The 22,858-nt window shown below is 70.9% G+C and carries 23 protein-coding genes and 1 pseudogene; 11 read left to right on the forward strand and 13 right to left on the reverse strand.

Going from position 1 to position 22,858, the window contains the following annotated elements; all coding sequences use genetic code 11:
- Window positions 1-35 precede the first annotated feature (35 nt).
- Window positions 36-770, forward strand: a complete 735-nt coding sequence (locus tag ACJX2R_RS31005) for an MBL fold metallo-hydrolase (RefSeq protein ID WP_413102807.1) — start codon at window positions 36-38, stop codon at window positions 768-770.
- 84 nt (window positions 771-854) lie between these two features.
- On the opposite strand, the gene ACJX2R_RS31010 is transcribed toward ACJX2R_RS31005, so the two are convergent.
- Window positions 855-1,829, reverse strand: a complete 975-nt coding sequence (locus ACJX2R_RS31010; protein ID WP_413102808.1) for a 1-aminocyclopropane-1-carboxylate deaminase/D-cysteine desulfhydrase — start codon at window positions 1,827-1,829, stop codon at window positions 855-857.
- Window positions 1,830-1,913: 84 nt separating this feature from the next.
- Between ACJX2R_RS31010 and ACJX2R_RS31015 the strand changes: the two are divergent.
- The 3 genes and pseudogenes from ACJX2R_RS31015 (at window position 1,914) to ACJX2R_RS31025 (ending at window position 3,491) form a co-directional block, all read left to right on the forward strand.
- A pseudogene (locus ACJX2R_RS31015) lies at window positions 1,914-2,680 on the forward strand (helix-turn-helix transcriptional regulator).
- 89 nt (window positions 2,681-2,769) lie between these two features.
- Window positions 2,770-3,081, forward strand: coding sequence for an ArsR/SmtB family transcription factor (locus ACJX2R_RS31020; protein ID WP_262700443.1), 312 nt, complete (start codon window positions 2,770-2,772; stop codon window positions 3,079-3,081).
- The gene (locus ACJX2R_RS31025; RefSeq protein ID WP_262700444.1) at window positions 3,078-3,491 is read left to right on the forward strand and encodes an SRPBCC family protein; all 414 of its coding nucleotides are present in this window, start codon (window positions 3,078-3,080) and stop codon (window positions 3,489-3,491) included. Before ACJX2R_RS31020 ends, ACJX2R_RS31025 begins: the two co-directional genes overlap by 4 nt.
- 37 nt (window positions 3,492-3,528) lie before the next feature.
- On the opposite strand, the gene ACJX2R_RS31030 is transcribed toward ACJX2R_RS31025, so the two are convergent.
- The 5 genes from ACJX2R_RS31030 to ACJX2R_RS31050 all read right to left on the reverse strand — a co-directional run bounded on the left by ACJX2R_RS31030 (window position 3,529) and on the right by ACJX2R_RS31050 (window position 7,914).
- The gene (locus ACJX2R_RS31030; RefSeq protein WP_413105981.1) at window positions 3,529-4,398 is read right to left on the reverse strand and encodes a class I SAM-dependent methyltransferase; all 870 of its coding nucleotides are present in this window, start codon (window positions 4,396-4,398) and stop codon (window positions 3,529-3,531) included.
- A gap of 106 nt (window positions 4,399-4,504) precedes the next feature.
- Complete coding sequence (locus ACJX2R_RS31035) at window positions 4,505-4,978, reverse strand: thioesterase family protein (RefSeq protein WP_413102809.1); 474 nt, start codon at window positions 4,976-4,978, stop codon at window positions 4,505-4,507.
- Complete coding sequence (locus ACJX2R_RS31040; protein ID WP_413102810.1) at window positions 4,975-5,988, reverse strand: 3-hydroxyacyl-CoA dehydrogenase NAD-binding domain-containing protein; 1,014 nt, start codon at window positions 5,986-5,988, stop codon at window positions 4,975-4,977. The genes ACJX2R_RS31035 and ACJX2R_RS31040 overlap by 4 nt, the downstream gene beginning before the upstream one ends.
- A gap of 54 nt (window positions 5,989-6,042) precedes the next feature.
- Window positions 6,043-6,936 carry a 3-keto-5-aminohexanoate cleavage protein gene (locus ACJX2R_RS31045; protein ID WP_037948033.1) on the reverse strand — a complete coding sequence of 298 codons (894 nt, stop codon included), beginning with the start codon at window positions 6,934-6,936 and terminating at the stop codon, window positions 6,043-6,045.
- Between the two features lie 51 nt (window positions 6,937-6,987).
- Window positions 6,988-7,914: a TetR family transcriptional regulator C-terminal domain-containing protein gene (locus tag ACJX2R_RS31050; protein ID WP_413102811.1), complete on the reverse strand. Its 927-nt coding sequence runs from the start codon at window positions 7,912-7,914 to the stop codon at window positions 6,988-6,990.
- A 188-nt stretch (window positions 7,915-8,102) separates the two neighbouring features.
- Here ACJX2R_RS31050 and ACJX2R_RS31055 point away from each other — a divergent pair, with 188 nt between their 5' ends.
- The 3 genes from ACJX2R_RS31055 (at window position 8,103) to ACJX2R_RS31065 (ending at window position 11,916) form a co-directional block, all read left to right on the forward strand.
- Window positions 8,103-9,743 carry a serine/threonine-protein kinase gene (locus ACJX2R_RS31055; protein ID WP_413102812.1) on the forward strand — a complete coding sequence of 547 codons (1,641 nt, stop codon included), beginning with the start codon at window positions 8,103-8,105 and terminating at the stop codon, window positions 9,741-9,743.
- Between the two features lie 140 nt (window positions 9,744-9,883).
- Entirely contained in the window at window positions 9,884-11,125 is a 1,242-nt protein-coding gene (locus tag ACJX2R_RS31060; RefSeq protein WP_413102813.1) for a hypothetical protein, read from the forward strand.
- 56 nt (window positions 11,126-11,181) lie between these two features.
- Window positions 11,182-11,916, forward strand: a complete 735-nt coding sequence (locus tag ACJX2R_RS31065; RefSeq protein WP_413102814.1) for a TSUP family transporter — start codon at window positions 11,182-11,184, stop codon at window positions 11,914-11,916.
- A 29-nt stretch (window positions 11,917-11,945) separates the two neighbouring features.
- Here the strand turns inward: ACJX2R_RS31065 and ACJX2R_RS31070 are convergent, their stop codons facing one another.
- On the reverse strand, window positions 11,946-12,944 hold the full coding sequence (locus ACJX2R_RS31070; RefSeq protein WP_413102815.1) for an alpha/beta fold hydrolase: 999 nt from the start codon (window positions 12,942-12,944) through the stop codon (window positions 11,946-11,948).
- A gap of 199 nt (window positions 12,945-13,143) precedes the next feature.
- On the opposite strand from ACJX2R_RS31070, the gene ACJX2R_RS31075 reads away from it, so the two are divergent.
- Window positions 13,144-13,440 carry a GYD domain-containing protein gene (locus tag ACJX2R_RS31075; RefSeq protein ID WP_413102816.1) on the forward strand — a complete coding sequence of 99 codons (297 nt, stop codon included), beginning with the start codon at window positions 13,144-13,146 and terminating at the stop codon, window positions 13,438-13,440.
- Window positions 13,441-13,515: 75 nt separating this feature from the next.
- Here the strand turns inward: ACJX2R_RS31075 and ACJX2R_RS31080 are convergent, their stop codons facing one another.
- Complete coding sequence (locus ACJX2R_RS31080; RefSeq protein WP_413102817.1) at window positions 13,516-14,976, reverse strand: FG-GAP and VCBS repeat-containing protein; 1,461 nt, start codon at window positions 14,974-14,976, stop codon at window positions 13,516-13,518.
- 412 nt (window positions 14,977-15,388) lie between these two features.
- Here ACJX2R_RS31080 and ACJX2R_RS31085 point away from each other — a divergent pair, with 412 nt between their 5' ends.
- On the forward strand, window positions 15,389-15,817 hold the full coding sequence (locus ACJX2R_RS31085; protein WP_413105982.1) for a cupin domain-containing protein: 429 nt from the start codon (window positions 15,389-15,391) through the stop codon (window positions 15,815-15,817).
- 48 nt (window positions 15,818-15,865) lie between these two features.
- Here ACJX2R_RS31085 and ACJX2R_RS31090 read toward each other — a convergent pair whose 3' ends face one another.
- The 4 genes from ACJX2R_RS31090 to ACJX2R_RS31105 form a co-directional block, all read right to left on the reverse strand.
- On the reverse strand, window positions 15,866-16,510 hold the full coding sequence (locus ACJX2R_RS31090; RefSeq protein WP_413102818.1) for a LysE family translocator: 645 nt from the start codon (window positions 16,508-16,510) through the stop codon (window positions 15,866-15,868).
- A 122-nt stretch (window positions 16,511-16,632) separates the two neighbouring features.
- On the reverse strand, window positions 16,633-17,847 hold the full coding sequence (locus ACJX2R_RS31095; protein ID WP_413105983.1) for a 4-hydroxybenzoate 3-monooxygenase: 1,215 nt from the start codon (window positions 17,845-17,847) through the stop codon (window positions 16,633-16,635).
- 119 nt (window positions 17,848-17,966) lie between these two features.
- Complete coding sequence (locus ACJX2R_RS31100; protein WP_413102819.1) at window positions 17,967-18,758, reverse strand: helix-turn-helix domain-containing protein; 792 nt, start codon at window positions 18,756-18,758, stop codon at window positions 17,967-17,969.
- A gap of 40 nt (window positions 18,759-18,798) precedes the next feature.
- Window positions 18,799-19,689, reverse strand: a complete 891-nt coding sequence (locus ACJX2R_RS31105) for a DUF5134 domain-containing protein (protein WP_413102820.1) — start codon at window positions 19,687-19,689, stop codon at window positions 18,799-18,801.
- A gap of 178 nt (window positions 19,690-19,867) precedes the next feature.
- Here ACJX2R_RS31105 and ACJX2R_RS31110 point away from each other — a divergent pair, with 178 nt between their 5' ends.
- Both ACJX2R_RS31110 and ACJX2R_RS31115 read left to right on the forward strand, forming a co-directional pair.
- Entirely contained in the window at window positions 19,868-20,320 is a 453-nt protein-coding gene (locus tag ACJX2R_RS31110; protein ID WP_413102821.1) for a hypothetical protein, read from the forward strand.
- A 95-nt stretch (window positions 20,321-20,415) separates the two neighbouring features.
- Window positions 20,416-22,038, forward strand: coding sequence for a multicopper oxidase family protein (locus ACJX2R_RS31115; RefSeq protein ID WP_413102822.1), 1,623 nt, complete (start codon window positions 20,416-20,418; stop codon window positions 22,036-22,038).
- Between the two features lie 58 nt (window positions 22,039-22,096).
- On the opposite strand, the gene ACJX2R_RS31120 is transcribed toward ACJX2R_RS31115, so the two are convergent.
- Window positions 22,097-22,777: a class I SAM-dependent methyltransferase gene (locus ACJX2R_RS31120; RefSeq protein ID WP_413102823.1), complete on the reverse strand. Its 681-nt coding sequence runs from the start codon at window positions 22,775-22,777 to the stop codon at window positions 22,097-22,099.
- Window positions 22,778-22,858 lie beyond the last annotated feature (81 nt).

Genomic DNA, 22,858 nt, shown 5'->3' on the forward strand with positions numbered 1-22,858 from the left:
TGCCCTGTGCGCCCCGGCCGTGCGACGATGCGCGGATGCGGGTGACGGTCGTGGGCAGCGGTGACGCGTTCGGCTCGGGCGGGCGGTTCCAGACCTGCCTGGCGGTGGCCCCCGACCCGACCGGCCCGCCCCACGTCCTGGTGGACTGCGGCGCGACCAGCCTGACGGCGATGCGTCAGCAGGGGATCGAGCCCAACGACATCGACACGGCCCTGGTCACCCATCTGCACGGTGACCACTTCGGCGGTCTGCCCTTCCTCGTCCTCGACGGGCAGTTCCGGCGCCGCACCCGTGATCTGACCGTGGTCGGCCCGCCCGGGACCGGTGACCGGCTGACGCGGGCGATGGAAGCGCTGTTCCCCGGCTCGAGCGGGGTGCGACGGCGCTTCGACGTCCACGTCATGGAGCACGCCGACCGGTGCCCCAGGCAACTGGGGCCCCTGCGAGCGACCCCCTTCGAGGTGCGGCACGCCTCCGGAGCCCCCGCCTACGCGCTACGGGTGGAGGGGCCGAGCGGAGCGATGGCCTACTCGGGCGACACCGAGTGGACCGATGCCCTGCTCGACGCGGCGGACGGCGTCGGGCTGTTCCTGTGCGAGGGCTACAGCCCGCGCCCCATCCGCTGGCATCTCGACCTCGACACGCTCGCGCGCCACCGCGACCGTTTCACCTGCCGACGGCTGCTGCTCACTCATCTGTCCCCGACAGCGCTGGCCGAGGATCTGAGCGGCTGGGACGTCGCCCACGACGGGCTGCACGTCGAGCTGTGACCGTACGCCGGCGGCGGCCGGGGCTACCCGGGGTCGAACGGAGCGGCCTGGAGCGGGCCGACGAACGGCCCGTCCGTCGGGCGGCTACGCACTGCTGCCCGGATCCACTCGCTCCGCCGGATCCGGAGGCCCCGTCACCACCGCCGTCACCCGGCTGCCCGGGGCCAGTTCGCCCCGCTCCACCAGCCCGTACACACCCCACAGCAGCTTCGCCACGTACCGCCGCTCCAGCCGGACCGCGTGCCGCGCCTCGAACTCCGCCGCGAACGCCTCCAGCTCCGCCGGGACCCGTCCGTAGCCGCCGCCGTGGTAGCCGTGCTCGATCCGCCAGTTGCCGAAGGCCCGCCCCCACCCCCGCTCGTGCAGCGCGGCCACCTCGCGCTCCAGGTACCCCTCCGCCCCCTTCAGGACGGCGAACCCCACCGCCCGCGCACCAGCCGGGAGCGCGGCGGCGATCCCGGCCAGCGTGCCTCCGGTGCCCACCGCGCAGCACACCACATCGCCCGGCCCCCGCCCCAGGTCGGGCAGCTCCACGACGAGCTCCGCCGCCCCGCACGCCGCCAGGACGTTCGTACCGCCCTCCGGGAGCACATAGGCGCGCCCCCACCGCTCCTCCAGCGCCCGTAGGGGGCCCGGGTCGTCCTCACCCAGGCCGCGCAGCGTCTCGCGGTAGGCGGAGCGGGTGACGAAGGCCAGCTCCATGCCGTGTGCCTCGGCCCGCGCCAGCGACCAGTTGCGCGGCGCGTCGGCCAGCTCGTCGCCCCGGATGACCCCGACCGTCGACAGCCCGTACGCGGCTCCCGCCGCCGCCACCGCCCGGATGTGGTTGGAGTACGCCCCGCCGAACGTGAGCAGCCGGGTGTGGCCTTGCTCGACGGCCGCGCGCAGATTCGGGGTGAGCTTGCGCCACTTGTTGCCCGGCACCAGCGGGTGGATGAGGTCGTCGCGCTTCAGCCGCAGCTCCACGCCCCGGCGCGCAAGCCACTCGTCCGGTACGTCCTGCAACGGGGACGGCGGCCAGGGCTGGTACAGGGTGGCGAGGTCTATCGGGCGTCTCACCTGTCCATTCTGACCGCTGGCCCTCGTTCACTGAGCCGTGCCGTCTGTGCCGCCATTGCCCAGGACACCGCTAGCGTGGACGTCATGACGACCGAGGTGCACGCACCGAATGACGCGCTGCGGGCCGTGCGGATCGGCCTGCGGATGAGCCAGGACGACTTGGCAAGGGCGCTCCGCCGGGCAGGTGTCGAATCAGGCGAGCCGAACGAGGCCAGCAAGCGGGTGATCCAACGCTGGGAATCCGGTATCAGCAGATCGCCGAGGCCGGTCTACATCCGCGCGCTGGAGAGGGTCACAGGGGCGCCGATCGAGTCGTTGGGATTCGCCCCGCAGGTGCCCATGGCGATGGAGCAGGAGGGCATGACATGACACCGAGCGCGGAGGGTGTGGCTCCCGCCTCCGCCGACACCCGGGCGGGCCAGCAGACGGCGGCGGAGAACTACGGTGGCGTCTGGCTTTCCCGGTACGAGTACTACTCGTCGGGGCGCGAGGACGTCTTCGAGGGCAGGCACTACGTGGTGCTCGTGCAGCACGGCAATCGCCTGACCGGGCGGTCACTCAACGGAGCGTCCTTGAACCCGGACTCCCCGCTCTCCCTGGACCTCACCGTTGACCGGAGCGTGGTCACGGGCACTTGGACCGAGCAGACGGCCACCGGCGGTTACTACCAGGGGGCGTGCTACCACGGCGCGCTTCAGATGCTCGTGGAGCCGACCAGCCGCCGCATGGCTGGCAAGTGGGTCGGTTTCGGCAAGGACTTCGACGTCAACACCGGCCCATGGGAGCTGCGCCTCATGGACACCTCGGTCTCCAAGGCGGCCCTGGAGCGGTACAGCGTCCCGCCGGAGTGATGGGCACCCTCGGGGGCTGCCTTCGCTCCGAATTCCGACGCGTCGGGAAATGTTGACGCGTCGGGAATCCCCGACGTAATCTCCGAGCCGTGCCCACAGACGTCTTCAGCGCGCTCGCCAACCCCGTGCGCCGCAAGCTGCTCGACTGCCTCCGGGACGGCCCCCGCGCCGTCAACGACCTCGCGGGCGAGTTCGAGCTGAGCAGACCGGCGATCTCGGAACATCTCCAGGTGCTCCGGCTGGCCCGGCTCGTACGGGAGGAGCCGCGGGGGCGGCAGCGGTACTACCACCTGGAGCCGGATCCGCTCGCCGAGGTGCGGCAGTGGCTGCATCCCTTCGAGCATTACTGGCGCGCCCGGCTCCACGCGCTGCGCGACGTCCTCGACGAGGAGAACCCATGACCGAGCCCGATGCCATCCACTGCGACCAGTTCCTGCCCCACCCCCCGGCCGTCGTGTGGCAGGCCCTCACCGATCCGCGGCTGCACGCGCGGTGGTGGGCCGCGGGCGATGTGCGGGCGGAGGTCGGCCACCGCTTCACGCTCGACATGGGGTCCTGGGGAGAGCAGCCCTGCGAGGTGATCGCCGTCGAGCCGGAGCGGCTGCTGAGCTACCGGTTCGCCGAGACCACCCTCGACACCACCATCACCTGGCGCCTCGAACCGGAGGGCGCCGGCACCCGGCTCCTCCTCGAACACGCCGGGTTCGACCTCGACTCCCCGCTGGGCAGGAAGGCCCTCGACGGGATGGGCCGCGGCTGGCCCTCGGTGCTCAAGAACCTCACCAGGGTCCTCGCCGAACCGGCGGGATGAGCGGCGGGCCGGGAGACCGTCACGAGAACGGGGACCGTCACGAGAAGCGGGCTATCGCCGTCATCGTCGGCCGCAGATTCCGCACCGCGGGCAGCCACCGCATCAGCGGCGCCACCGCCCCGTAGTAGAACCCCCGCCCGCGCGGCGGCGGCACCTCGCGCACGTCCGTGATCGCCGGATGGGCCGTCCGCACCTTCGGCAGCTCACCCGCGTCCATGCCCCACGGCATGGGCGGCGCCTGATAGCCCTGGGCGGTGCGCAACTCGCCGCGCAGCGTCCGGGCGCTGAACCACCGCGGCACCGCGTCGAAGACCAGCGCCCCGCCCCGGAACCGCTCGGCGCACCCCGCGATCAGGTCCTTCACCTCGGTCGGCCGCAGATACATCAGCAGCCCCTGCGCGGTGATCAGCACCCCGCGCGCCGGATCGACCTCGTCCCGCCAGGACAGGTCGAGCGCCGAGCGGGCGAGGGTGCGCCGCCGCTCCTCGTCCGGCAGCAGCGCCCGCCGCACCTCGGCGGTCTCCGGCAGCTCCACGCACAGCCAGCGCGCCCGCCCGTTGTCCACCCGCCAGAACTGCGTCTCCAGACCCTCGGCGAGCGTGACGACCGTGCCGTCCGGATGCTCGTCCAGGAAGGCCCGTACGGCGCTGTCGAAGGTGCGGACCCGCAGCGCGTGGCCCTGCGCCAGCAGCGGGCTGGGCGCCCCGAAGGTCTCCTCGAAGGGGTAGTCGACGCGGTCGACCAGCTCCACGGCCTTGGGGTCGTCCAGCACGGTCCGCGCCCGGCGGGCCTCGGCGGCCCGCATATAGAGGTTCCACAGCAGGGTCTCGGGCACCCCGCTCAGCTCGACGCGCCGACCGCCCTCGCCGTCCCTCGGCGTTTCCCCCATCGCCTCCACCGCTTCCATCGCCTCCACCGCCATTCAACCTCACCCGATCCCCCATCCGGAACGGTGAACGCCCCGGCCCCCGGACGAATCCGGGACCGGGGCGTTCAGGCGGTACGGCGGTCCTTCAACCCGCCTCGGCCGGAACCGGGCCGATCGCCCGGCCCGCCCACTCGGGGGCCTTCTCGAGCAGATCGGTCAGCCGCTCCCGCACCTCATCGGGGAACGGAACCGAGCGGCTCTCCTTCTGGTCGATGTGGAGCGCGAGCAGCTCGGCCGTGGCCACGGGGGCGCCGTCCGGCTCGCCCACATGCATCTCGTGGGTGAACCGGACCTTCTTCTCGTCCACGCCGATGACGCGCGTACGAATGGTGAGCTCGGCGCCCTCCTCGACCTCGCTCAGATACCGCATGTGCGACTCCACGGTGTAGAGGGAGCAGCCGGTCTTGGCGCGGTAGGCGGAGTCGAGCCCGGTCTCCACCATCATCTCGTCGGTGCTGTGGCCGAAGACGAGGACGTAGAACGCCTCGCTCATATGGCCGTTGTAGTCGATCCACTCGGGACGTACGGTCTGCCGGTAGTCGGGGAGCGTGCTGCTCACTTCTCGTCTCCCATGGTGCTGGGGGTATGTGCGATGCCGTCCGTCCCCTCGGTGCGCTGCCGCGGCAGACGGCCAGTCGCCCGCAGGACGTCTATGACGCCCTGGTCCCGCTCCGCGACGAGCTGCGCGATGGTACGGCTGCCCGCCGCCTCGTCACAGCCGTCGACCATGGCCGCACGCAGCGTGTCGTCCAGCTCAGGCGCCTCGAGACGGGTCCACGGAGACTTCAACGAGGGTCCGAAGTGGTCGAGCATATGTCCCATGCCTCCGTCGCCGCCCGCCAGGGCGAACGTGAGGCACGGACCCATGAACGCCCACCGCAGCCCGGGTCCCTCGGTGATGGAGTCGTCGATCTCCTTAACCGTGGCCTCACCGTTGGCCACCATGTGCAGCGCCTCCCGCCACAGCGCCTCCTGGAGCCGGTTGGCGATGAAGCCGGGCAGCTCGCGCTCCATGGTGATCACGGACTTGCCCGCCACCTTGTAGAAGCGCGAGGCCCACTCGACCGCCGCGGCGTCCGTCTGCTTCCCGCCGACGACCTCGACCAGCGGAATGAGGTACGGCGGATTGAAGGGATGGCCGACGACGAGACGGCCGGGGTCGGCGGCCTCGGTCTGCATATCGGTCATCGGATAGCCGGAGGTGGAGGACGCGATGACGACACCGGGCGGGGCCGCCGCGTCCAGCTGGGCCAGCAGCGACCGCTTGAGCTCCAGCTTCTCCGGGGCGCTCTCCTGGACGAACTGCGCGTCGGCCACGGCCTCCGCCAGGGTCGCGGTGACGGTCAGCCGGTCGGGGGAGGCGCCGTCGGCGAGGCCGATCTGCTCCAGGGCGGGCCAGGCGGCCGCCACGAGACGGCGCAGCTTCTCCTCGGCGTCGGGGGCCGGGTCCCAGGCGGTGACGTCGTAGCCGCGCGCCAGGAAGTGGGCGACCCAGCCGCCGCCGATGACTCCGGCGCCGACGCAGGCGACGCGGCGTACCTCTTCGGGGGTGCGGGGGGATGAGGGCATGGCGGTCCTAAGGGTGTGAGGGGGAGCGGGAGGAGAGGGGAGCCGGTGGGGGGATTACGCGCGGGGCTTGAGGCCCAGCCGCTGCCGCGCCTCGTCCGGTGTGGCGACCTTCGCCCCCAGCAGCTCCGTGATCTGGACCGCGCGCTCGACGAGCTGGCCGTTGGTGGCCTTGACGCCCCGGCTGAGGTAGAGGTTGTCCTCAAGACCGACCCGTACGTTCCCGCCGAGCAGGATGGACTGCGCCACCCACGGCATCTGCATCCGGCCGAGCGCGAAGCTGGCCCACTGGGCGCCCTCGGGCAGCATGTTGACCATCGACGCGAGCACGCCCGGATCGGCCGGGGCGCCCCACGGGATGCCCATGCACAGCTGGAAGACGGTCGGGTCGTCCAGCAGCCCCTCGGCCAGCAGCTGCTTGGCGAACCACAGCTGCCCGGTGTCGAAGATCTCCAGCTCGGGGCGTACGCCCAGCTCCTGGATGCGCTTGGCCCCGGTGCGCAGCATGTCGGGGGTGGAGACGTAGAGGTTGCTGCCGTCGCCGAAGTTGAGCGAGCCGCAGTCCAGGGTGCAGATGTCGGGGAGCAGATCCTCGACGTGGGGGAGCCGGTCGAGGCCGCTGACCAGGTCGGTGCCGGGGAGGTGGGTGAGCGGGTTCTCCGGGTCGATGACCAGGTCGCCGCCCATGCCCGCGGTGAGGTTGATGACGACGTCGGTGCCGGTTTCCTTGACCCGCTCCACGACCTCGCGGTAAAGCCGCGGATCGCGGGCGGGGGCGCCGGTCTCGGGGTCGCGTACGTGGATGTGGACCACGGCCGCCCCCGCCTCCGCGGCCTCGACGGCGGAGCGGGCTATCTGCTCGGGGGTGACGGGGACATGGGGGCTGCGGCCCACGGTGTCACCGGCGCCGGTCAGGGCACAGGTGATGATGACGCTGTCGTTCATGGGCATGGGCTTCTCTCCCTCTTCTCGCGGTGCACCGCACTCTTGCTAATGCTTCGGCTACGGTCCGGGCCGGTCGGCCGGTCCGGCCGCGTCGGCGCCGGAGCGCCGTGCGGTCAATTCGGTGTCCACGTACGCGTTGCAGGCGATGTCCATGGCCTCGGCGCTCGTACCGCCCGCACCGGGTTCGGTGGCCAGCACCTGGATGGCGAGTCCGTCGATCAGCGCGGTCAGGCGCAGCGCGCTGAACTCCGGGTCGACGGTGCGGAAGACCCCCTGCTCGATACCGCGCCGGATCACCTCGGCCACGGTCTGCCGCCACTGCCGGTAGAAGTCGGCGTGCAGCCGCCCGATGGCCGTGGACCGCGCGGCCTCGGCCCACAGGTCCATCCACACCAGCCACTGCCGCCGCTGCCGCTCGGTGTGCGGCGCCTGGAGCGCGATCAGCTGCCGCAGCTCCTCGCGCGCGTCGTCGGCCTCGGCGATCCGGGCGGCGCGGCGCGCGGTGTCCTCGTCCATGCACCAGCGCACGGCGGCCTCGAGCAGCTCGGCGCGGCCCGGGAAGTGGTAGTGGATGGTGGCGGTGCTGGTGTCGCAGGCGGCGGCGATGTCCGCGACGCGTACGGCGTGGAAGCCGCGCTCGGCGATGAGCCGCACCGTCTCCCGCACGATCTGTAGCGGCCGTCCGCTGCCGGGGGGCGCGGCAGGGGCGGGCGGCCGCGGCGCCCCGGCCGCCCCGCCGTACGCTCCCTCGGCCCCGCCGTCCGCCGCGTCGGCCGTCGTGGTGCCCAGCAGCCATCCGGCGTCCACGTTCCCGGCGTCGGCGATCCGCGCCAGCTCGGCCACGGTGAAGCGCCGGCTCCCGCTGAGCGAACGCGAGAGCTTGGACGGGTCCATCACGACCCGCCGAGCGAATTCGCGCTGGGTACAACCGGCTTCGCCGATCACCTGACGTACGCGTTCCGCCACGTCGAACTGTTGCCGCATGGCCGACACGGTACGGATGCGTTGAGATAACCGCAATGAATGCGACGGCGGAGTGCCCGGTTTCTCCATAAAACAATGGGAATTACACCTGGGAATTGCGATGCAGGCTGACTGATGCATCAGTTGTGCCCGATGATGTTCGAACACTTCCGACTATGCTCACCGGGCGTGGGAACAGGAGAGATCGGGTGACATCGGATGGGGACGACGTACGGCTTATCGGCGGCCGCTACCAGCTGGGCAACCGGCTGGGACGAGGCGGTATGGGCACGGTCTGGCGCGCTTACGACCAGATGCTGGAGCGCGAGGTCGCTGCCAAGGAGCTGAACGTCGCGAGCGACGACCACGAGTACCACCGACGGCTGCGCCGGGCGCTGAGAGAGGCGCGTACCGTCGCCCGGGTGCACCACCCGCATGTGGTGGGCGTCCATGACCTGGTCGAACACGACGACCGGCTGTGGATCGTGATGGAGCTGATCGACGGCCCCAACCTGGCCCGCCGGATCGCGGACGACGGCCCCCTCACCCCGGGCCACACCGCCGCCCTCGGGCTTCAGCTGCTCGGCGCGCTGGAGGCCGTGCACGCCGCCGGGGCGTTGCACCGCGACGTCAAGCCCGCCAACGTCCTGCTGCGCCGGGACGGCAGCGCCGTCCTCACCGACTTCGGCATCGCCGCCCTGGAAGACGACGACTCGCTCACCAGCACCGGTGAACTCCTCGGTTCCATCGGCTACATGGCGCCCGAACGGCTGACGGCGGAGGAGGTCGGCCCGCCGTCGGACCTGTGGTCGCTGGGCGCGACCCTGTCCGCGGTCGCCTCCGGCGTCGCGCCCTTCCAGCGCTCCACGGGGGCCGCCGCGCTGCACGCGGTCACCTTCGCGGACCCGGAGATCCCGGAACGGGTCGGCGCCCTGCGGCCCGTCGTCGAGGCCCTGCTGAACAAGTCACCGGACCAGCGCCCGTCCGCGGCCACGATCGGGGCCGCGCTGCGACGCGTGGCGGACGGGGCGGAAGACCCGGGCCCGCTGCCTCCGGCCGGGCCCGCGGGGACGGCAGGAACCCCGGGCCACTTCCCGGAGACCCCCACCCCCTTGGCGGACACCCCGACGCTGACGGCGCCCCCCACGGTGACCGGATCCCACAACAGCCTGTCCGGAAGCCCGCGGCCCACCGCGCCGCACACCGTGGCCGGAAGTCCGACGCCGACCGCGCCGCACACCCTGGCCGGAACCCCCGCCCTGGACCGGGAACCGACCGTCATCGACCAGGCGGCCGGATCGCCACCTCGCCCCCGCGGCCGGGGCCGGGCCCGGACCTGGTGGTGGACGGCGGGCGCGGCGCTCGCCGTGGCGGCCCTCGCCACCGGGCTCTTCTTCGCCTTCGGGCCCCCGTCCGACAACGACGGCGACGGCGACGCGGCGCAGCCCGGCACCACCATCAGCAAGGTGACCGTCGACGCGACGCGCGGCTGGCAGCCCGCGACGAGCACCCCGGTCCAGAAGGGCGACAAGGTGTCGGTCCGCTACGCCGGCGGCACCTGGACGGTGGACTCCGCCAACCTGCCCCTCGTCGGCCCGGCCGGCCACACCCGCGCCGACGACGAATCCCTCAACTTCGCCTGGGAGGACTGCAAGATGAAGTCCTCCGCCCCCTTCGGCGCCCTCCTGGGCCGCTACCCGGGAAACCCCGGGAACCCCCACGCCGTAGGGCGCGCATGGCACTTCACGGCAACCCGCCAGGGCACCCTGCAACTCCGTATCAACGACGGTGAGAGCTGCCTCGACGACAACAAGGGAGCCGTCACCTTCATCGTGCAGATCACCCACTGACCGGGCGGCGCGGCGCGCCCGGTCACGCGGTTCCGCGAAAAACGTGGGCACCATGGGCAACGCGCGGGCTTCGTCGACGCATCCTCCCGGGCGGTCCGGGCAGCAGCGCCTGGGTCACCAGCACGAACAGGGAGCGTCACTTGGATACGGAGAAGAGGAAGAAGCCGCTCGCGCGGCGACGTGTTCTGGCCCTGACGGGCGGATCCCTCATCGCCGCGGGGTGCACACAGGGCGAACGACGGCCCGCCGCCAAGACGACCAGTCGCGACCCCGAGGCGAAGACCTCCGCCGACGGGCCGGACGGCGCGCTGGGGGCGAATTTCAACGAGGACCCCGACAGCGTGACCTTCGGCGAACTGCGCGAGCTCTCCGCGAGCTGGCTCCGGGGTTTCGTTCCGATGCCCGAGGTCGAGGACGACGCCTCCCAACAGCGCGCCATCGCGAAGCTCCTGGACGCCCATCGGCTCGGTCACAGCACGGTGCTCTCGCTGAAGTTCCCGTACAACCACAAGCCGATACCCCGGCCGGACAGCTCCGCCATGGACGCGGAGCTCGCCCGGGTCGACAAGGTCCTGCACACCGTCCTCGACACCGTCGACGTCCTGGCCATCGGCAACGAACCGTTCATCGAGAGCCTTGACCAGGACCGCGGCTCGGGCGCGCTGAACGCGTTCTACGAGCACGTCGCGGAGCACATCATCGCGTACCGGAAGAAGCACTTCGGCTCGCGCTGCCGGACCCACCTCCACATGGGGGCGCTCAACCACCTCGACAAGCCGGACAAGCGGACCCGGGCCACCGACCGCTGGCTGTCCTTCACCCGCCGGACCCCGGAGATCGAGGGCGTGGACATCCACCCCCATGTGTCCGCGCCGGAGAAGGTGAAGCCCTACCTCGACTACATCCTGCCCCGGCTCCGCGACGACCAGAAGTTCCTGGTCACCGAGTTCTCCCTGGTCCAGCTGTGGAAGCTGCACCTGAACGACACGATCCCCGCGCGCTTCGCCCGCCGCTACCGCCTTCCGTCGGACACCCCGGTGTGGAAGTTGATCAGGGAAGCCATCGAGCATCCCTTCCCCGAGGAGAAGTGGCGCGACTTCCTCTCCATGAGCCCCTGGTTCGAGAACAACAAGCACTTCCTGCGGGACCAGGTGAGCCACTTCCGTGACACCGGACGCCTCGCCGTGGCCACCTACGGCGTCACCCAAGGCGCCGCCATGACCCGGAACTTCGGCCCGGACAAGTCACCCTGGCTGCTGAACAGCCTCTATGCCAACCGCACCGTGGAGCGGACCGACGACGGCTCACCGGCCCACAACTACGGCTTCTTCGACGACTTCCGAGCCCTCCAGCGCCCCCAGGACCGCCCACCGAAGAACTGATCTCCCTCCGGGGCTCCTCCGGGTCCCGGCCGCCCAGGATGCGAGAGACTCCCGCGATGAGTGGTTGTTGCGGCGCGGAGCTGGTACTCGGCGGGATCGTCATGGCGGGGGCGTCCGTGCAGTGGCTGACGGGCATGGGGTTCGCACTGATCGCGGTGCCCGCTCTCGTCCTGCTGCTCGGCCCGGCCGACGGCGTCGCCCTCGCCAACTGCGGGTCCGGTGCCATCTGCGCGCTGGGACTCCTCGACGGGGGCTGGCGGCGGGTGCGGCTCACCGCGATGGTCCCCCTGGTCGCCGCCTCCGCCGGCACCGTCCCGGCCGGCACCTGGGTGGCCGCCCGCCTCCCCGAACCCGTCCTCCTGGCCGGTACGGGCGCCCTGGTGAGCCTGGCCGTCCTGCTGGTGATGGCCGGTATGCGCGTCCCCGCCCTGAACGGTGTCAAAGGCGCGCTGACCGCCGGTGCCGCCGGAGGCTTCATGAACGCGTCGGCCGGTGTGGGCGGCCCGCCGATATCCCTGTACGCGGTGAACGCGGGCTGGACGGTCCGCGAGTTCGTGCCCAACGCGCAGTTCTACGGAATCGTGGTGAACGCGTTCTCCGTCGCCACCAACGGCGTCCCCCGACTCGGCCCACCCCTATGGGCCTTGGCGGCGACAGGAATGATGGCGGGCGCCTTCATCGGCAAGTCCCTCACCGCCCGCGTCCCCGACCACCGAGCCCGCCTGCTGGTCCTGCTGCTGGCGCTGGCAGGCGGGCTGTCCACGCTGGCGAAGGGGGCGTGGGAGCTCTGAGGACCCCTACCTCAGGTAGCCCGCATGCGTCACACGGGAAGCGAATCGGGAAGCGAATCCAGCCAGTCGACCAGCAGCCGGTTGATCTCCTCCGGGCGCTCCTGCTGGATCCAGTGGCCGCAGTCCTCGAGGATGTGCGAGCCGACGAGTCCGGGCAACGTGTTCGGGTACGCCTTGATCGCATCGCCCATCCAGGCGGTCGAGGCGTCCAGGGCGCCGCCGACGAACAGCGACGGCTGGGTGATGGGCGCGCCGTCGTACTCGGCCAGGTCCTCCCAGTCCCGGTCCATGTTCCGGTAGCGGTTCAGCCCTCCGCTCAGCCCGGTCCGCTCGAACTCACCGGCGTAGACATCGAGGTCCCGCTCGCTCAGCCAGGCGGGCAGCCGTCCGGCGGGGAACCGTTCGCGCAGCGTACGGCCGCGCGTGACGAAGTGCGGGTCGGGCAGGTCGGGGCCGGGCATGGTGTCGCCGGACAGCGCCGAGTAGATCCCCGCGAGCCAGCCGCGCACATCCGGCTCGACCTCCGCCTCGGCCCGGCCCGGCTCCTGGAAGTAGGAGACGTAGAACTCCTCGTCCCCGCCCATCCCGGCGAAGACCTCGGAGGGCCTGGGGCCGCCCCGCGGGGCGTACGGCACGCTCAGCATTCCGACCGCCCGGAACACATCCGGGCGCAGCAGGGCGGAATTGGCGGCGATGGGCGACCCCCAGTCGTGACCGATCACCACGGCGGACTCCTCGCCGAGCGCTTCCACCACGGCGACGTTGTCCGCCACCAGTTCCCGCATCCGGTACGCGTCCACCGCCGCGGGCCGGGACGAGCGCCCGTATCCACGGACATCGACGGCGGCCACCCGGTATCCGGCCGCGGCCAGCGCGGGCAGCTGGTGGCGCCATGAGTACCAGGACTCCGGAAAGCCGTGGACGAGCAGCACCAGCGGGCCGGTGCCCCGCTCCACGAGGTGGATCCGCCCGGCGGGTGAGGGCACCAGACGGTGGGTGGGGTCGGTTGTGGGCGGCGTCTGCGGCATGGTTTCCTCCCGGGGCGCGCTGAACATTCCGTGTGGCGGCCGATGGGTCCGAGCCTGCCGTGCCGTCCGCGGCTCGGACCACACTCCTTGCCGGTTCGGCAAACCACTTCGGCCACTCGCCGACGCACCAGATGTGCGGGTTCGCGGCATTACTTCCAGAATTGATCGCACGGTGAGTCTTCTCGCGGAGGTGAGGGCCGTGGCCACGTACATCACGCTGCTGAACTGGACCGAGCAGGGAGTCCGCGCCTACAAGGACACCACCAAGCGCACCGAGGACTTCACGGCGGCGCTGGACAAGCTCGGGGCGCGGCTCGTGGACATCTACTGGACGGACGGGCCGTACGACCTCATGTGCATCGTGGAGGCCCCGGACGACGAGACCGCGACCGCGGCGTCGCTCCAGCTCAGCGCGTTGGGCAATGTCCGCACCACGACCCTGAGGGCCTTCGGGCGGGAGGACATGGGCCGCATCATCGCCAAGGTCGCCGGCTGAGGCGGCGCGCATACGGAGACGAGGGTGGCCCGGCCCCGAAGAACGCGGGCCGGGCCACCGAACCACCAGGTGGTGCTACTTCGTGGCGGGGCCGGACAGCTCCTTGCCGAACGCGGCGTCGTCCGCCGGGGAGCCGAGGTCGCCCGGCCCGATGAGGGCGGAGCCCTCGGCGGTGAGCCCGTCGGCGCCCGCGTACAGCAGGGCCACCGCGCCCGCGCCCTCGGTCCGGTTCGGGACCCCGACGGCCAGGTCGGGCTTGCCGTCGCCGTTGTAGTCGGCAGGCGAGATGGCGTCGCCGAACCAGTCGCCGCCCGTCATGTCGCCGGGGACGCCCTCGGTGTCGAGGGAGAAGGTCTGCGCGCCCGCGTCGGTCAGCCAGTCCTTGGTGCCCTTGAGCACGGTGATGGCACCGGCGTCGTTGTAGCCCCCGGGGGCCTCGGCGTCGGTGTCGCTGACGACGAGGTCGTCGTGGCCGTCGCCGTTGATGTCGGTGAGCCGGGAGGCGATGCCGTTCTGCGCCTTGCCCGTCCAGTTCACCGGGGTGCCGAGCCCCCCGGCGGTGCCCGGGTACGTCCGCAGGCGCGCGTCGTCCGGACCGTCCGTGAACCCGGTGTCCGTGACGACGTCGTCCTTGCCGTCGCCGTTGATGTCACCCACCACGGCCCGGTACGAGGCGAACGGCAGCGGTACGTCCTCGCCCAGCGATGTGCTCTTCAGCCCCGCGGACGAGCCGGGCAGCACGCCGAGCGTGCCCTCGTCGGCGGGGTCGTCCTGGTAGGCGACGGTGACCAGGTCGGCGAAGCCGTCCCCGTTGATGTCGCCGGAGGACAGGTGTTCCGTGCCCGCGCCGCCGCCGGGCGGGGTGACGGCGGACATCTTCGGGGTGGCCGTCTCGCGCAGGTTCGCCGCGCCGTTCACGACCTGGACCTGGGTGCCGTCGGAGATGGCGATGTCGTCGCGGCCGTCGTGGTTGTAGTCGCCCACGGCCATCCGGTCGCCGAACAGCGCGTAGGCGGTGGCCTTGGGCGCGTGGAAGGCGATGGCGTCGCTGGAGAGGCCGTCCTTCGAGCCGAAGACGACCGTGACCGAACCGGCCCGCTTGGCGTCGCCGATGGCCTCGTAGTTCGCGGCGACGATCAGATCGCCGTACCCGTCCCCGTCCACGTCGCCGCGCACCACGGCCGAGCCGAAGTGGTCCGAGGTCTCGGGCGTGCCGGGAATCCCCGGGCTGGCCTGCGACAACGTGCCGTGCCGCCCGGTGTCGACCCCGGCCTCGGCGCCGTAGGTCACACCCACGTAGCCCGCCTTGGACTTCCCCGAAACGGTCCCGTCGGGCGCGCCCACGCCGAGGTCGGCATAGCCGTCGCCGTCGATATCGCCCGGTGTGGTCTTCCCTGCCGCGGCAGCCGTGGGGGAGGACTGCTTCTGGTCGGTTCCGTCGCCGTTCGACACCACGGCGCCGGCCCCGGCGGCCACGGCGGCGGTCACGACGGCACCCACCGCCACGCCCACCACACCTCGGGTTCTATTGCGCACAAATCCTCCATGAGTAACGCATCGGTCGCCCTTGAGCCCCGACCGCCACCTGTCTCCCCCGGCGGCCGGAACGGAAGGGTCATGGAAGGAGAGCTGTCCGAAAGCTGAACGGTTGCACAACCGGAGGAAAACGAGACAGGGTCGTGATCAACGCAAGGTGCGGCCCAACTTCCCTGCCGGGCAGGGAACTTGGGGCCAAAGGCGGAGAAGCCGGACGCGTCCGCGAACGTCCGCCACTGACCGTGAGGCCCCCCATGTCCCCCGGCCCGCGTGCGCCCCGCCCCGCACCGTCGCAATCTGGACCCATGAGCCGTCGGTGCCCGGCGAAAGGGGACCCGTCGACCACGCCGACGGGCTCTCCCGCACCACCCGGCCCATCCCTGGAGGTCTCGCCATGTCGAGCAAAGAGCAGATGGCAGGCAGCGCCGAGAGCCAAGCGCGGATGGCGGCGCTGAGCTCGGCGATCACCGTGCTTCAGTCGGCCAAACCGCCGTTCGTGCCGGAGGGGGCGGAGGGGATGACGATCCGCGTGGACTACCCGCCCGGCGACCCCGGCCTCCCCCCGCACCGCCACTCGGGCCCCGCCTTCGGCTACGTGCTGGAGGGCGAGATGCTCTTCGAGCTGGAAGGCGAGCCGGAGCGAGTGATCCGGGCGGGGGAGACGTTCTGGGAGCCGGGCGGCGAGGTCATCCACTACCAGGACGGAAACAACCGGACGGACGCCTGGAGCCGCTTCATCGTCACCATGTTCTGCGCCCCGGGCCAGCCCATGCTCACCCTGGTCGACGACGAGGAACTGGCCCGGCGCCAACACCTACGGGCTCCCCGCCCGGGGGCGTGATCCGCCACCGACGCCGGGGACGAGGGTGTGTCCGGCAAGGTCAGTTCCTCAGTCGGCGCGGCCAGTAGCCGCCACGGTCACGCCCAGGCCGATCATCGCGAGGCCGCCCGCCCCGCCGACCATCGACAGCCGCCGGTCGGAGCGGGCGAACCAGGAACGTGCCGCCGAGGCACCCAGGCCCCACAGGGTGTCCGTGATCATTCCGATGGTGACCGGGACCAGGCCCAGCACCATCATTTGCAGCGGAAGGTGGCCCGCCGAGTGGTCGACGAACTGCGGTAGCACCGCCGCGAAGAAGACGATGCCCTTCGGGTTCGTGACGCCGACGAAAATGCCGTCCAGGACCGTGCGCAGATCGCCGCGCTGCGCACGGGCCGGGGCCTCCATGTCCGTCACGCGCATGTCCCCCCGGTGCCGGAACGCCTGCACGCCCAGATAGACGAGATAGGCCGCCCCCGCCAGCTTCACGCCCATGAACACCGCCGCCGAGCTCTGCACCAGCGCGCCGAGACCCCATGCCACGGCGGTCACGAGCAGATAGCAGCCGACCATGTTGCCGAGGACCGTCTCCAGGGCCGTACGACGGCCGTATGCGAGGGCCCGGCCGACCACGAACAGCACGCTCGGCCCCGGGATCACGATCACCAGTAGCGACATCGCCGCGAACGCGAGGATGCTCTCCGTGGACACCATATGTCCGTCCCTCCTGGACCGTCTCAGTACAGGAGGCATTCAAACAGAAGGCGGAACGTCCGCCCAGACCCATCCGCATCCCGCCACCTCGACGGCGGCGGTGAGCTCCGGAGCCCGGAGCCCTAATTCACCCCGGCGGCGAATTCGCCGAAAAGGCGGTTCGCCGTGGGGGAGGTGAACTGGCGCTCCAGTTCCGCTCGGGCGGTCTGCTTGCGGAACTCTCCTTCGTAGGAGGCGTCACCGGCGTTGTGCATGAGCTCGGTGATCCATGCCGCGTATGCCTGGTAGTTCCAGACATGGCGCAGACAGGTCTCCGAATAGCCGGTGAGCAGGGCCGGATCGTCCTTCTGGATCCGGGCGATGACGGCGCGCGCGAACACTTCGGCGTCGTGAAGGGCGAGGTTGATTCCCTTCGCGCTCATCGGGGGGACGATATGCGCCGCGTCTCCGAGGAGATACAGCCTGCCGTGGCTCATGGGACTGTAGACCACACTCCGGAGCGGCAGTATTTGCTTGTGGAGGACCGGGCCGGTCGCCACGGGGACACCGAAACGAGCTTCCAGTTCGCTCCAGACGCGCTCGTCCGGCCACTGCTCAAGGGTGTCGTCCGGCGCGCACTGGAGATAGAGACGACTGGCCGTCGTGCCGCGGGGGATGATTCCCGCCAGGCCGCGGGAATGGATCGCCATGGCCGCGGGGTCCGGCGTCACCTCGGCCAGGACGCTCAGCCAGGCGTACCCATAGTCGTAGGAGTAACGAGTGAGGGCGTCGGCGGGGACGGAATCCCTGCTGACCCCGTGGTAGCCGTCGCAGCCGGCGATGTAGTCGCAGTTGATGACCCGTGTCGCACCGGCGGTGTCCCGGTAGCGGACCCGCGGGCGCGCGCTGCCGACGTCCTCGCTGCCGACGTCCTCGCCGTCGATGTCTTCGAGGGAGATGTCGACGGACTCGTAGCGAAGGTCTCCGCCGTCCCGCAGAAAAGCGTTCGTGAGGTTCCGGACGAGGACCTGCTGAGGGCAGAACACCATATCGGCGAAGTCGCCGTCTTCGTCATCGAAGGGATCGTTCGTGAACTCCTCCCCGTCCATCCGGAAGCTTATCGACTCTTCCGGGGCGCCGAAACTCTCCACGACCTCTTCGAGCCCCCACGCGCGGAACATGCGCACTCCGCGGCTGTCGATGGTCCCGGCCCGCTGTCGCCGCTCGACATATTCCCGGCTGCGCTTTTCGAGAACGATGCAGCCGATGCCGTTGCGCAACAGGAAATTGCCGAGCGTCAGCCCGGCGACCCCGGCCCCCACGATGACTACGGCGGTGTTCTCGGCTGTTTCTGACATATATTTCCGAGCCTCCTCGAGGCATGAAGAAAGCAATGCGGTGTGCCGATCACCACTGTGGACCCGGCCGTCATCGCCGCCCACTGCTGAATGGACACCGAATACCGAAAAGCCGCCAACTACCGTGCGTCGTCGCGCAGATCCGCCTGATAGCGGCCCGGGGTCTGCCCGACGACCTCGGTGAACGCCTCGATGAAGCTCGAGGGGTTGGACCACCCGCACTCCATCGCGGTGTCGGTCACGGACCGGCCGTCGGTGAGGTGGACCAAGGCGTGGTGGATGCGCAGGATGGTGCGCCACCGGTGGAAGCTCATGCCCAGCTCGGTGTGGAACAGGCGGCTCAGCGTGCGGTCGCTCGCTCCCACGGCCCGCCCCAGCTCGGTCAGGGTCGTGGTCCGGCCGGGGTCGGCGTGCAGGAGGTCGGTGACGGCACGCAGCCGGTCATCACGGGGTTCGGGCAGGTGCAGGGACTGCTCGGGGGCGGCGGTGAGCTCGTCGATCACCACCGCGCGCAGCCGTTCATGGGCGCCGGGCCGGACCTCCCGCCGATCGGTCAGCGCCAGGAGGGCTTCTCGCAGCAGGGGACTCACCGCGAAGACGCTGGGGTGTGCCACGAGCGCGTCGCACAGCTCGGCCGGGATGACGACCAGACGGGCGTCGGTCCTCCCGTAGATGCGATGGGAGTGGTCGAACCCGGGCGGGGTCCATGTCACCCGGTTGGCCGGGGCGACCCAGGTCCCGCGTGCGGTCGTAGTGGCCAGGGCGCCGGCGGCCGCGTACAACAGCTGGCCCTGGGGGTGGGAGTGGGTGTCGAGGCGGTAGCCGTGCGGAAGCCAGCCTCCACCGCTACGGGGTGACGCCTTCCGCGGCGTCGTCGGGGGTGGTGAGGAGGGCTGGCGGGTTTCCGGCATCGGCCATCAGTTTACCGCCGCTCCCGCTCGGTGAGGCCCGTCACACCACCATCATGAGCAGCATCGCGGACATGGTTCCGCCCATGCCGATATGGGCGGCCAGTGCGGCGTCCGGCGCCGTGCCGAGCCTGCGCCGGCGCCCGTGGCTTCCCCGTTCCACCGTCCGGGCCCTGTCCCACACCGAGACGGACAGCGACACCACGAAGACCACCACCGTGTCCGGCATGGCGAGCAGCCAACGTCCCCATGTGCGGCCCCGGCCGCCGTCGCGGGCGGTGGAGAGGTGCTTCCCGTTGGTCCCCCGGAGCCGGGCCCAGACGGACGCGCCGATGGACAACAGGAAGTACACCGCGAGCGCCGCGGCCACGTAACGCCAGAAGGAGCCCGAGGACGACGCGCCGGTGGCATCGGCCGCGGTGGCCATGCCCGGTGTGTCCATCCCGTGCATCCCTCCCATGCCCTGCATTCCCTCCATCCCGTCCATCCCGTCCATGCCTTCCATGCCCTGTGCCGAGTCCATCCAGGGCATGTTCTCCATGCCCGGCATCCCGGCCATGGATGAGCCGCCCAGCGCGAGTACCGGCCCGGAGGACGTGCTCGTCATGGCGAGCGTCATGATCACCATGCCCGCGCTGCCGACGATGAGGTGCACCCATTGACGGCCGTGGCTCCAGCCGCTCGCACGCGTGTGCTTGGCGGCCATCACCACACCGCCGAGTGCCAGGAGGGCGAAGGCCACGGCCCACCACATGCCGTGGCCGGTGTACCAGGCCGCGGTCGCGGGCAGCGCCATGGCGGCCATGCACGTGCCCATCAGCACATCGCCTCCCGCGGCGAAGCGGGCGTCCCCCTCGGTGGTCACCATGCGGATCAGGCTTACGGCGGCCACCAGCGCGGCGACCGCCGCTACGGACCAGCTCAGAGTCTCCATCGTTGCCTTCCCTCGTCGTCCGGGTGCGGCTTCGGTACGTCGTGCCGTCGTGCCGTCGTGCCCGTCGTGCGGCATCATCTACTGAGCCCCTAAGTACGTAGGAGATTAGGAGAGCGTTCAGCGTTACCCCCGCCGGGTATATTGGCCGAGTCGCTCACCGAGAGCAGGGATGGAAGCCATGACCACAGCCGGGGCCGGACGGGACCGTTCCCGTGGTGGCGCCGGACGCTGGATGTGGGTCGCGGCCGTCGCCCTGTTCGCCGCGTTCGCCGTGCTCGTCCACCACGAGACGAGTGCGGCCGTCTCGCCCCCGGTGCGTGCCACCGGCATGAGCGGGATGGCGCGCATGGTCCACGCGCCCTCGGCGACGGTGTCGGCGCACCCGGGTGGGCACGACGACACCGCACGGGCTTCCGCCCCGGCCGCGCACGGTGCCGATGGACCCTGTTCCGGCATGGGCGGGCAGCACTGCTCGGCCGCCGGCATCGACGTCGTCAAACTCATGCCGCCGAGCGAGTCCTGGGCCGACCGCGAGGGCGATGTGCACGCCATTCCGGCCGGTCGCCCCGTCCCCGGCACCGTGAGCCGCGCGCCGCCCGACCTTTCCGTGCTCTCTCGACTGCTTCTGTAGGCCGCCCCCACGGCTTCTTCGCGTCCGCGTACGCGATCAGCCGTGCCCGCGTGCGACCGAACACAAGGCATATCGAGAAGAGGAACACCGTCATCGTGAACAGCATCGACCGCCGCTCTGTCCTGCTGGCCGGGCTCGGCGCCGCGGGCGCGGGCGCGCTTGCCGCCTGTAGTGGCTCCAGCGGCGCCGCGGACCGCGCCACCGCCCTGGTCAAGCCGTCCGACCCGGCCGTGGCCGCCGCCGAGAGGAAGCGCACCAGCACCGGCAAGGTGCACAGGCCGACCCTGACCGCCGCGCCCGCCATGCTGGACCTCGGTGGCGGCGTCATGGCCAAGAGCTGGGCCTTCGACGGGCGGACCCCCGGCAAGGAGCTGCGGGTGTCGGCCGGGGACACCGTGGCCGCCGAACTCTCCAATCAGCTGCCGAACAGGACGGCCACGTCCATCCATTGGCACGGTCTCGCCCTCCGCAATGACATGGACGGCGTTCCCCCGGCCACGCAGACCGCGGTACGGGCCGGATCCACCTTCACGTACCGCTTCATCGCCGACACCCCCGGCACCTACTTCTTCCACCCGCACGTCGGGGTCCAGCTCGACCGCGGGCTGTACGCGCCGCTGATCGTCGAGGATCCGAAGGAGCCACTGTCCTACGACGAAGAGTGGGTGGTCGTCCTGGACGACTGGGTCGACGGTGTCACCGGCACACCCGACGAGGTCTTCGCCGAGCTGCGGCAGGGCATGGGCGGGATGGACATGGGCGGCCATGACTCGGGTGGCCATGACATGAGTGGCATGAGCGGCATGGGCGGCATGGACATGAGCGGAGACGGGGGCGGGGCGAGCGCATCACCGTCCTCTTCCGGTGACGGCATGTCGATGAGGTTCATGCTGATGGGCGCCGAAAGCGAACTGCTCGGCGGTGACGCGGGCGATGTGAAGTACGCGTACCACCTGATCAACGGCCGTGTCCCGGCCGATCCGGAGGTCTACACCGGCAAGCCCGGCAGGCGGGTCCGGCTACGGATCATCAACGCCGGCGGCGACACCGCGTACCGTGTCGCGCTCGGCGGCCACAGGATGACCATCACCCACACCGACGGCTTCCCCGTCGAGCACCAGCGGACCGATGCGCTGCTGATCGGCATGGGTGAGCGCTACGACGTGCTGGTCACGCTCGGGGACGGCGTCTTCCCGCTCGTCGCGCTCGCCGAGGGGAAGAACGCCACCGGTCTGGCCCTGGTCCGTACCGGCTCCGGCCGGGCGCCGAAAGCCACCGTCCGCCCGAAGGAACTGGACGGCACGATCGTGACCGCCTCCAAGCTCCGCGCGGCGGACGACGTCAGGTTGTCCCCGAAGAGGACGGACCGGGTCCACCGCGTCGAACTGACCGGCGGCATGACGAAGTACAACTGGGCCATCAACGGCAAGGCATTCGACATGAGCGATCCGACGGCCGCCCCGCTCATGGTCGAGGAAGGGCAGCGGGTCCGGCTGGACTTCGTCAACCGCACGGACATGTGGCACCCGATGCATCTGCACGGCCACACCTACCAACTCGGCGGCTCCGGGCCCCGTAAGGACACCGCGATCGTGCTGCCGAAGAAGAAGCTGTCCGTGGTCTTCGACGCCGACAACCCCGGCCAGTGGATGCTGCACTGCCACAACGCCTACCACGGCGAGGCCGGGATGATGGCGCTGGTGGCCTATCGCGCCTGACCGCCGCAGGGCTTCCGTCGCCTGGTGGGCTCCATCAGGTGACGGGAGCCTCGGTGCCTCACCGTGCGGACGTCTCGGCCTTGCGTGCGGCTTTGCGTGCGACGCCGATGACGCACGGGGAGCTGGGTGTGGTGCGGCCGTTGATGAGGAAGTCGAAGTGCCGTGCGCGTTCGATCCTGAATCCGGCGGCGGTGATGGCTGGTTCGGGATTCCGGGTGAGATTGCAGCCGCCGCCCAGCAGGGGCCACACCACGTTGGTGATCCGCTGCCGCCTCGCCAGGACGGGGCGTGTCGACCGGATGTGCTCGTAGAAGTACAGGAGCCCGCCCGGTCGTAGCACACGGGCGGCTTCCCCGAGCGCGGCGGGGACGTCGGCGATCGTGCACAGGACGAGCGAGGCCACGACTCCGTCGACGGAGGCGTCGGGGACGGGCAGCGCCTCGGCCCGGCCTGCCCGGACCTCTACCGGCACCGGGGACCCGGCCGACGACCGCTTCGCGAGTTCACGCAGGTGTGGCTCGGGTTCGACCGCGATGACCTGCTCGACCTTCGCTGGGTAGTGCGGGAAGTTGGCGCCGGTTCCCGCGCCGATCTCCACGATCCGGCCGGTGGTCTCGGCCAGCAGCTCCCGCCGGTGTTCCAGGGCGCCGTGGGCTTCGGCGAAGGCGTTGATCCTCGGGTAGACGCGAGCGAAGAGCGCATGGCGTATCGGCTTCTCCCGGTCCGTCGCGGCGGCCATGGGTGACTCCTCTCGGCGGGTAGGACTCCGAGCTTACTACGATCACGTAGTAGATACTATGTGGTCGTAGTAGACAGGGGG

Origin of the sequence: Streptomyces sp. Inha503, from assembly GCF_047215865.1 — a bacterium.
Classification (GTDB): domain Bacteria; phylum Actinomycetota; class Actinomycetes; order Streptomycetales; family Streptomycetaceae; genus Streptomyces; species Streptomyces lycopersici.